Annotated in this window: 7 protein-coding genes; all 7 read left to right on the top strand. The window is 32.7% G+C overall.

What is annotated here, in order from left to right:
* Nucleotides 1-120 precede the first annotated feature (120 nt).
* A complete protein-coding gene (locus BM141_RS21485) occupies nt 121-771 on the top strand; it encodes a hypothetical protein (protein WP_091549505.1) in 651 nt (216 codons plus the stop codon).
* Between the two features lie 183 nt (nt 772-954).
* On the top strand, nt 955-3,645 hold the full coding sequence (locus BM141_RS21490) for a coiled-coil domain-containing protein (RefSeq protein WP_091549506.1): 2,691 nt from the start codon (nt 955-957) through the stop codon (nt 3,643-3,645).
* Entirely contained in the window at nt 3,638-4,447 is an 810-nt protein-coding gene (locus tag BM141_RS21495) for a hypothetical protein (protein ID WP_091549507.1), read from the top strand. The genes BM141_RS21490 and BM141_RS21495 overlap by 8 nt, the downstream gene beginning before the upstream one ends.
* Entirely contained in the window at nt 4,444-5,715 is a 1,272-nt protein-coding gene (locus BM141_RS21500) for a hypothetical protein (protein ID WP_091549508.1), read from the top strand. The genes BM141_RS21495 and BM141_RS21500 overlap by 4 nt, the downstream gene beginning before the upstream one ends.
* Entirely contained in the window at nt 5,712-6,242 is a 531-nt protein-coding gene (locus BM141_RS21505; RefSeq protein ID WP_091549509.1) for a condensin complex protein MksE, read from the top strand. The genes BM141_RS21500 and BM141_RS21505 overlap by 4 nt, the downstream gene beginning before the upstream one ends.
* Before the next feature lie 173 nt (nt 6,243-6,415).
* Nucleotides 6,416-9,424 carry a hypothetical protein gene (locus tag BM141_RS21510; protein WP_143091062.1) on the top strand — a complete coding sequence of 1,003 codons (3,009 nt, stop codon included), beginning with the start codon at nt 6,416-6,418 and terminating at the stop codon, nt 9,422-9,424.
* A 59-nt stretch (nt 9,425-9,483) separates the two neighbouring features.
* A partial coding sequence (locus tag BM141_RS21515) for a hypothetical protein (RefSeq protein WP_091549511.1) occupies nt 9,484-9,751 on the top strand: 268 nt, incomplete at its 3' end.

The following is a 9,751-nucleotide window of genomic DNA, read 5'->3' on the forward strand; positions in this document are numbered from 1 at the left end:
TTTTGGAAAAAACACCAAACATAAAAGCATATCCACAAAAATTAGAGGACAAACAAATTGTATTTATTCAAGAAAATGTAAAATAATTCACGTTTATCTAATAAGGAAAAACTTAATGACTTGGTTGCATTAGCCGAATCAGGAATAAGTCTGACACAACTTTCAGAAATTGCTGAAATAGCCAAATCAATAAGTATTGAAGAAATTAAGAATCTTGCACAACAGCTAAAAGACGAGCAAGACGATTTTGAATTCAAGAAAAAGATTGGCGAAGCGGTAGAAAGAGCTTTCATTGAAGCATTTAATTCAGTAAATCTTCCTTACAATATTACTTATCAAGGAGTCGGCTCTCAAGATGTGGTAATAACCAATCCTGCTAATTCCAAATCATTCTATATTGAACTTAAATCTCTTTCACCGACAAATTGGGACAAAAGTTTAAAACTTGCAGTATCACAAGCGAGAAAAGCGGTAGAACAAGTAAATGAAGGAAATTATGTGGTGTCTGTATTAGTTAGACCAAGTAACTGGGAACTTGCGACAGCGGACTTTATAAAAACAAACTTGAATAGCCAGTTTAATATTGGCTCACTTCTTTCCAACGTAGTAGAGAAAGACAAGACATTTGAACAATTATTAAGTTCTTCAGGCGACATTGACCTTGCTTTTGAAGACACAAGAAGAAAGGTGAAAATCGCAGAGCAAATATGGCGACAAAACGGACACCCATTTAACTCGCTTATTGACAGACTAAAACAATATCTCGGATGAGAAAAACGAGTGCTAACACGGGTTTTGCGTCAGGCGGGGTGAGGTGCAAGCTTAGAGCTTTGTGCTTCTAATGAACTTTAGTAATAATTTTAAGCTTTGTGCTCCGAAACCCGCCCGAACGCAAAGCCCGAAACCGTTGTGTGTCATTGTAGAAAACCTAAAACCGAATAAAAACAAGCCAAAATGATTTCAAAAATTGCGATTTTCAACTCTAAAAAGCACGCAAAAGCAGTTATTACACTTGACAAAAATTCTATTCAGTTGGTAGGCGAAAACCAAATCGGCAAAACTACGCTGATTGACACACTCAATTTTTTGTATTGTATCAAGCAACAATATATGTCGTTTGACAATGACAAATACAACTTCAAACAAACCCTTGACCACCTTTTCCCTTCCGACAAAAACAGTTATATCGTTTTTGAAAATTTCAAAAAGAAAGCAGGCGGATATTATTGCATTTTGCTCAAACGCAAAGTTGATGAATTGGAATACTACAAAATAGATTTCCCTTTTGACGAATTGACTTTTTTTGAAGAAAATGGAAAAATCAAAGACTTTCAGGCTTTTACCGATTATTTGTTGAGCAGTGGTATCAATTACCGAAAATTAGACAAAGCCAAGTTATTTGATGAGTTTTACAGTTTTGACCAAAGCAAAAATGCCGTTGTTTGGCTCAAAAACGAAGTTCAACGCAGAGAAATGTTTGCAGAAATTTATCAACACTTGATAAATTCAAAATCTATCAATGCCGAAAATCTGCAAAAGGCTTTGATAATTGCCAATAATCGCAAAAATGCCGTTTTGAAAGTTTTTGCAGACAACACCAAAAAAGATAGCCTTGTTCAGTTAAAAAAAATCCATCAAGACATAGAAATTTTTAAAAGCATCAAAAAAGATTTTGAAGCCTTTAAAGATTGTTTGGTGCGTTTTGAAGTCCAAAAGGAAAAAGTAGGACAACTTTTCTATACTTTTAATGAGTATTTCAGCAAACGTACCCAAGATTTACAACTTCAAATCAAACACGCAGAAGACCAAGCAAGTATCTATGAAAGGTTAAATGATGAAATAGAACCTAAAAAATCTATTTTGGATAGAGAAGTGGGTGGATTAGAAAAAGATATTTCAGACCGAGAAAGTCGCATTGAAAACTCAAAAACTGTTTTACGTGAAATTGCTTTGCTCAACCCTTTCAATTTGCCTACCGAAAGTTTGATTAAAACTTTTGAAGAACGGATTGAAAGTCTAAACAAGCAGATTGAAGAACTTAATTACTACTTGCAGAACGTAGCCAAAAACCAACTTTCAGAAGCACAAATCCGCAAAAAATTAGCCGACTTAAAAAAGGCACAAGAGAGCCTTACAACCAACATAGAAGGCAAAGAAAAACTATTGCTTTTCAATATTACGCAAGATATGGAAAAGCAAAAATTACTCAATGCCTTGCTTTCGCAAGATGTTTTAGATAAAGGGAAATTGGTAAAAAAGATTGCCAATTTTACTGATTTGTTGAAGATTTTTGATGGTGAAATTGATATTTCAGCCATTAACCCAAAGCAAATTAAAACCCTTGCAGAATTGCAAGAAGAATTAGAGCAAACTGAAAACGAAATTTCCGAATTGGAAAAGGCGTTGCCATACAGCATTGATTTTGAAAAGAAGAAAAAAGAACTTCAAAGCAAAATCAATGAGAGAGATGATGAAAACAAAAAGATTGAAAAGGTAAAACTCAAAGAACCCAACGAAAACAATATCAAGGCTTTAAATACAGAACTTGAAAGCCTTAACAAGCAACTTACCGAAAAAAGCGAAGCCCTTGAAACCATTAAAAAGCAAATTAAGGACAATAAAGAACTGATTAAAAAATACAACCAACAGAAAACAGATTACGAAAAAGAATTGGCGAAACTTGTGGAAAACAACAAGATTTTTGCAGATGACAAATTGCCCGAGTTGATTTGCGACTATATTCCCGTTTCGGATATCGAACTGTTTTTAGCCGATTTTCGTAAGCAAATCTATAATTACAAAGAATTGGAAAGGACAAAAAACAGCCTTTTCAATGACCTGAAAAACAAATCAGGGCGAGAATATGCCTACGAAAAAGATTTTATTGAAAATGTAGGCAAAGAATTGGAAGCCATTGCCGAAAGAGAAAAACAAAAGCAGGAGCATTTGAAAATTATTTCTAACCAAATCATTCACCCTGTTTTGGCTTATTTGAAAGAATACAAAGAGTTCAAACGAGATTTTATTAGTGAGTTCAATAATTGGGTGCGGAAATATCCTATTTCACGCATCAAAGAAATGACAATAAAAATCATTGATAATGAAAGTTTTATCAAAGAACTTACTTTGATAAGCAAGGTAGAAAAACTAAATATTGGGCAAACCCAAGAACTTATTTTTGATACCAATGACCAAGAACAGCAACAAGGCTTACAAAAACTTGATGAGTATTTGAACAGTGCCAAATCAAGAATTTATGAATTTGCGGAACTGTTCAGTATCAAAATTGATGCGTTGTACGAAGACGGTGGCAAAAAGGAAATTGACTTGAAAAAACAAAACGAAAGTACAGGCACAATCCGAATGATAAACTTGATTTTGTTTTTGCTCATTATCAAATATTTCAAAGTGGATAGCGAAGAAAATAAGGTAGTTTTCTTTGTTGATGAACTTACCATTGACCCAAAAAATATTGGTGAATTGATACAATTCTGCAAAGACAATGGTTTTATCACCATTTTCGCCGCCAATATTATGGGCTACGGCTTTGAAAAATACTACTTTATGCGACCTTCACCCGAAAATAAAGGAAAGGTAGTTTTGGACGAAACCCACACAGGCAAAACCAGAAAATACAATGACTGAAACCTTACTCAAATATTTTCAATTACTCAAAACTGAAAAACTGCAATCTAAATCAGTTCCAAAAACTTTTTTAGAGTGCAACGACTTTCAAAATATGTTGGATAGTGGCATAGTGCTAAAATCAAGCGTAGGGCGTGGTTATATTTATGAATTGAACCAAGAAAAAAGGCAAGTTTTTGAAAATTGGTTTGCTAAAAAATTTCCTAATGCAGAAATTGAAGTTACAGACCGAGCAAGTAGTATTGCCAAATTTAAGAATAGCAAGAAAAGCAAAGAAAAATCAGTAATTGTATTTTTGAAAGGAAATAAACAAGTTAAAATCAATAATGAAACTGTTGATTTACAAGAATATACGCAAAAATTTGGCTTTTTTGCTTGTGTATTAGAAAGTTTGGAAACTGAAAAATTGTGCTTTGTGGAAAACAAAGAAAGTTTTTTGCAAGCCGAAAAAGTGATTTCGCAAGACTATGTTTTTGTTCATTCTTATGGAAGAATTGGCAAGAACTTATTAGAGAAAATACAGACAAATAAAGTGCTTGTTTTTTCAGACTATGACTATATCGGGCTAAACGAATACTTGAAATGCAAATCTGTTTTTGAAAATACAAGTTTTTTCGTACCTGAAAATTACGATTTGCTATTTGAGCAATACGCCAAAGAAATTACGCTAAATCGCAAAAAAGGGCAAAAAGCATCAAAAAACGTATTGGCTTCGCAAAACGAAACTGTTTTGAGAATTTGTAGAGATTTGCAAACCAAACAGAAATTTTTGGAACAGGAAAGCCTATTCATAAATCTATGAATATCAACGGAAAGAGCATATTAGGATTTTTACACCGTAACTATGACTTTGTACATAGGCTTTTTTCTATTGCCAAACAAACTAATTTTTTCATCAAAGAAGAAACCCTAAAAGACGTTTGCAGAGAATTTGGAGTGTCTTTTGATACCCTAAAAGAATACAGAATTGTAAGAGAACAATGCAATAATGAATACAATTTGCCTTCGGTTTATGAGAAGTTTTTATCGCATTTGTTCAGTGATTTTTCTATGCCTTTGCACGAAAGCGTAGATAAATATAGAGTTTCTATTGCTAATTATTACACATTGCTTTTGCAAGAAAAAGAGCATAACAAAGTTAATGATTTGATAAACAGTTTAGTAAGTGAAATAGAAGAATTTAGCGAAATCATAGAAAACCGAACCCAACAACTTTTGAAGGAAACAAGAGAACTCAAAAGTAATCTTTTCCAAATTGATTATTTAGAAAAAGCCCGCAAGGCAAGTTATTGGATTGAGAACTACATCATTCCTTTGAATGATATTTTGGAACGTGAAAATCCACATTCTGTTTATCAGGAACTTACCCGAATAAGTGATTTTGCAAGCCGACAGCAGTATGAATATCCACGTTTTGAAATTCGTAATCAATTCACCACCTTATACATACATTCAAAAAGTATCATTGATGAAGTGCTGAAAAATTCGGCTATCATCTCAAAAGAACTCTTGCCCTTGGCGGAACGTATCAAAAGTGAAAGCCAAATTTTAACAGGTGCTATTGCTTATTTGGAAGACATAAGGCAAGTAGCATTAGGTTTGAAAAAAACGGAAGAATTGCCACAAATAGCCTTTTTTGAAAACACAAGACTAAACCATACTTTGTATTCGGAAAGTTTTGGACAAGATGCCAAATTTTTGTGGGAAAGACTGCAAGAAGACGAGAGTTTTGTGTTAAAACCTACTGAAAATGAAGTTTTTGATACTTGGTTTTTTGATTTGGAAACCAAAAATCATTACAAGAAAAAACTCATTCAAGATTTGCCGATTGATAACTTTTTCCAATGGTGCTATACGTCTTTACAAACAGAATTTCAGGAAACAGCAACACAAAATATCAATACCGAAAAGTTTTTTGCAGTTTCTTCTTTGTTATTTTTAGACGAAGAATTTGAAAAAGACTTTCAGATAGAATTAGACACTGTTTTTGAGCCTGAAAAGGTTGAAATTCGTTTAACAGACTTGATTTTGGAAGTGCCAAAAATTCACCTTAAAACTTTGAGAAAATGACTTTTGAAACACCCAAAAATCACTACGAGATAGTCAATGACTTGCTCAAAGGGAAATTTATCCTTTGGAACGAAGTCTATTTTGATACTTTGACAAAAGAACAAGATTTTTACAAGGCTTTTTTCAAAGAAAGTTTTGGTTATGAATTGGTTTTAAGGAAAGAATTTGCCTATTTGTTATCAAAAAGCACAGGCGAAGAATTTTCAAAACGATTTACGGTTATCTTATCAATTCTTTGCTATGAATGGAACTTGCAAGGTAGGGACATCAAAGACCGCATAGAAAACGGTAGTTTTTCGGTTTTTGAAATTCAAACCCTTTTAGACAATTCAACGTACAGCGACATTTTCAAACTTATCAAACTCAAAGAAGAAGGCATAGAAAAGTTTTTGAAAGAGTTAGACCAACGTAACATTATTAAGTTAGACAACAGCAAAGAAACTTTTGAATTTACAAAAGCCGTAGATTTGTTCTTTGAGTTTGCCAAAGAGATAGCCGAAAGCAAATTAGTGAGTGCGGAACAATAACAACGACACACAACATTATGTTTGCGAAAAGGCGGGCTGATGTGCGTAATTTTAGCTTTTGTGCTTTTTATAAACTTTGTGCGTTGGGCAAGGGATTGCTATTAAATCCCGCCCTTCGCAAACATTTTCTCGTTGCAGGCAATTACAAACACAAACCGACAACCAAACATAAAATGACAATATCAAGTTTGCTTGAAAAATACTGCGACATTGCAAACCCTGAAAAAACAGGACTTTTATTACTTGACTTACCAACAGGTTTCGGCAAGACTTACGAAACTCTGAAATTCATTTACGAAAATTATCAAAAGTCAGATAAGAAAATTATTTTTCTAACCGAACTCAAAAAAAATCTTCCACACGACACCTTACTCAAAAGATTCTTTGAGAAAGATAATCGTTTGGCTGATTTTGAGAAAGATGTGGTTTTCATTAATTCAAATTCGGATTGCGTGCTTGAAAATCTAATTCCTAACGAAAAAGAAATACCTGAATTTATCAAAGAAAGTCAAGAATTTAGAACTTTGAGAAGAAATATCAACGATTTTAAAAGCCTTTCCAAGAAGAAAGATGAAACATCTAACCGACTTTCTGAAAGAATTAAAACAGAAATACAAAAGGAAAACGAGCCTGCATTCAGACAAATCCTTTCAAACCTTTTCTACGAAAATGGAGAAAATAAAGAAGAACGAATTGCTCTACTTAAAAATGACAAAAATTTTCTATGGGTAGCAAAGGTTTATCCTGCGTCATTGAGTTTTGAAAAAAAGATTTTCTTTTTGAGTGTAGATAAATTTTTGGTAAAAAACAGCCCAATTATACAACAATCTTATTACTTCATTGATAAGGATTTTTTGAAAAATGCACTCATTTTTATTGATGAATTTGATGCAAGCAAAGAGGTTATCCTGAAAAACATCATTGAAACCCAACTCAAAAAACGGGTAGATATTATTGGTTTGTTTGAGCAAATCTATAGTAGTTTTAGTTCCCTAACTATTCCAACAATTTACCGCAAAAATTCCCAAAAATGGGAGAAGAAAAAAGAGAAAAATACTGATTTACAAGACATTGCCCAAATTATTGATAACCTTAAAAACGAGGCTATCAAGATTAACAAAGAGTATAATATTAACTATTCGGTTAAAACTTTTGGACTGAGTAATCAAAAAAATTTCCTTTTTCACGATTACCAATACCATACGATTGTGGGAGATAAAAAAAACTTTATCTACTTGCAACAAGATGATGAGGAACAGATTAACAACATTCACTTTGTAGAGGCAGACAAAGCAAGAAAAGATAAACCAAGCGTAACCGAGTTTTTGACAGCCATTAAAGGCTTTATCAACTATTTTAAAGGCGGTGCGAAATTGATTGCCGAAAACTATCAACAAATCAAGAATGAAAATCCAAATACAGAAGATTTTAGTTTTGAAAGTGCATTAAGTTCTTTCTTTGATGAACTTAAACTAACCAAAGAACAGAAAGATTATTTGTTAGATAGTATTCAAGTTAAACAATTTCAGAACAAACAGAAAAATCAAGAAACTGAACCTAAAAATGATTTTAGTTTCTACAACAATGGTTTTCGCTATTACGATTTTGAAGATAGCGAAATGCACGATACCAAGTCTAAAATTTTCATTACGGACTTTGACCGAACCCCCGAAAAACTGTTGCTTGATTTAGCCAACCATAATTTGGTAGTGGGTATTTCCGCTACGGCAAAAATGAAAACTGTAATAGGAAACTATGATTTGAAATATTTGCGGAAAAACTTAGGTGATAACTTTTTAGAATTAGATAAGACTGAAATACAAACACTAAAATCTGAATTTGCTAAACGAAACGAGAACTATGTTTCCGTAAAAGCAGAATTTTTAAGTGTGGAGGATTGGAAAAAAACACTCAAAAATTTTGCATTTGATAAAATTACCACCAACGAACTTTTAACAGAACTTGAAAAATATGAAAACACTAAAAGTCAAAATTTTGAACTGAAAAGATACCTGAAAATCGCAAAAGTTTTCCAAGAGTTTATTAACAATGATAATATTCAGTCCTTCTTGTGTTTTTTGAATACACACCCTACTGATAAAGAAAAATCAAATTGCAAATTAAGCATATTGGAAATGCTTTTTACGGCAATCGTGCAAAAACACCAAAAGGAAAGTTTGTTTCAGAGTGAAAAAGGCGAGTTTGACATCAAAAAATCTTTTAGGGTACTCAATTCAAAAGATTTTGAGGACAAAAAAGAGGAGATTTTAGCAACATTGAAAACAGGGCAAAAACTGTTTTTGATGACAACTTATGCCACTTTGGGAGCGGGGCAAAATATTCAATACAGCATAGATAATTTTGACGAATTACTTGCAAGTGGCAAAATCAAACAAACTTACACACCCGAAGGCTATATGCCTGATAAATTCAAAGATTTTGATGCAATTTATTTAGACAAGCCAAGTAATTTGTTGGTAAATATCAATGCCGAAGAATTAAGCGACTTTGACGTAAATAAAAGGATTTTTCAGGCTGAAATGTTATTTCAGTCAAATAAAATCTTTTATCAACAACTTATCTATGAAATCAAAAAGACATTCAAACAAGCCTATTACAAAGACAGGCGGTTTGATATTTTCTTCCCAAAAGAGGTGCATAGAAGTCTTTATTCCACAGAAGATTATAGAAACTTTGTAGCCAAAGAGGTAATTCAAGCCATTGGCAGAATTAACCGAACCCACTTTAAAAATAGCAAAGTGTATATTTTTGCCGACAAAGAAATTGCCCCACATATCAAGTTTTTTGATACTTCAAATTATTTGTGCCTAAAAGAATTTGAAGGCTTAATAGCACAAGCACAATTTGAAGAAGGGAGAGAACCGCAAGAAAATGATAAGATTATGGAAATAGAACAAAATAACATCTATTGCCATAATTGGATAAATGCCAAAGTAAAAGGCAAATATTGGAATGAACAAAGCATAAATGATTGGAATGAATTACGCAAAATCGTACTGAAATATCCAACTGTTTCAAAACAAGAATTTGAAAGTTTAGGAGAATTACAAAATTGGCAATTTATTTATGTGCCAATGTTAGATGCTGATTTCAAAGATTTTGAACCTAAAAATCGTTATCACTTTACACAAGAAAATGACTACGCAAACCGATTGTGCTAGTTTGGAATTTTCAGTAAAAAAGGTTATCTCTAAGGTGCAACCATAAAAAGAGATAACCTATGCACCAAATCGCAATTGATTCAGTATTCAAAGATAATATAAAAGAGTTAAATTTATCAGATTTTCTGACCCTTACTTTTTTCATTATAGATGAAATTTACAAAGAAGTCGGTCAGTTAGTTGAACGTTCGGGACCTAAACCAACTTTTTCGGATAGTGAAGTGATTTGTCTAAATCTTGTCGGTCAAATGGTTTGCGATTCTGAGAAGGCTTGGTATAAAATAGTCAAGAAGAACTACTTAGCATTATTTCCTAAACTTTTGGAAC

Source organism: Thermoflexibacter ruber, from assembly GCF_900113045.1.
Classification (GTDB): domain Bacteria; phylum Bacteroidota; class Bacteroidia; order Cytophagales; family Thermoflexibacteraceae; genus Thermoflexibacter; species Thermoflexibacter ruber.